Origin of the sequence: Neorhizobium sp. BETTINA12A (assembly GCF_023006485.1) — a bacterium.
In the GTDB taxonomy this organism is placed as follows: domain Bacteria; phylum Pseudomonadota; class Alphaproteobacteria; order Rhizobiales; family Rhizobiaceae; genus Neorhizobium.
This window is the reverse complement of record NZ_JALBGW010000339.1, coordinates 1-1,104: the sequence shown is the minus strand read 5'-3', so window position 1 is coordinate 1,104 and position 1,104 is coordinate 1. Positions and strand designations below refer to the sequence as shown.

Sequence of the window (1,104 nt, the reverse complement as noted above, 5' to 3'; positions counted from 1 at the left end):
AATTCCGCCGCCGCCGAGGCCGCAAGAATACGCTGCTCGCCGCCAATGAGACGGAAGAGGCCCTGGCCGAGGATGCCCTGGCGCCGTTCCTCGGCACCCTGTCCCGCGACGTGTTCGAACGCGCCTTCGGGCTCGATTCCGCGTCGCTCAGGGCCGGTGGCGAGACGATGCTGAAAAGCGGCGGTGAGATCGGCAGCCTGCTGTTTTCCGCGGCCTCCGGCCTGACCGGACTTTCGGACCTGCGCAAGTCGTTGGATGCGGAAGCCGACGGCATCTATGCGCCGCGTCGCTCCAAAGATCGCTCGTTCTATCAGGTGCTCGACAGCCATGACGAAGCCCGCAAGGCCGAACGCGACAACGAGCTGAAATCCGGCGACTGGAAAAAGCTGCTCGCCGAACAGGCCGAGATCGAAACCGATCTCGCCGCCGTGCAGGCCGAGCGGCAGGAAACCAAGCGCGCCCTCGATCGCTTGCGGACACTGCTGCGGCTGGAACCGGTGCTGCGGGAGATCGACCGCGAGCGGGAACTGCTCACGCAATACGAAGCGCTGGCTGTGCTGCCGGCGGGCTTCGAGGAACGCCTGGCCGCGGCTCTGGAGACGGAGCATAAGAACGCCGAAGCGCTCAAGGCTGCGGAGGCAGAGGTATCGCGTTTGCGCGACGAGATCAGCGCCGTGCATGTCGATGAGGCGCTGATCGCCGCGGCGCCCAAGATCCTGGCCGCCCATGCGGATAAGGGCGCCTATCTCAAGGCGCGGGAAGATATCGCCCGGGTGCGCGGCGAGGTCGACGATTTCGACCAGCGTATCGTCCAGTCGGCCCGCCGGCTTGGTTTTGGCAAATTCGAAGAGCTTCAGCGCGCCCAGCCGGCCGATGCCGATCTCGTGCGCCTCCGCAAGCTTGTCGAGGAGGGCAACGAGCTCGACCGCAGCCTGAAGCAGCTGCGCCAGCAGATCGAGGACGCGCAGGATGTTCTGCGGCGGTTGGGGGACCACGGACCGGACGGCCGGTTGATCGACCCGAAACCGTGGGCGGAACAGCTCGCGGCGCTGCGTCCCGACATCAGCGAGCTCTCGAGCGTCGAAATGCTGCAGGTGCGCGTCG

Annotated in this window: 1 protein-coding gene; it reads left to right on the top strand. The window is 66.4% G+C overall.

All coding sequences use genetic code 11. The features are described 5' to 3' along the window. The coding region (locus MOV61_RS29990) for an AAA family ATPase (RefSeq protein ID WP_247139187.1) at positions 1–1,104 on the top strand (1,104 nt) is incomplete at both ends.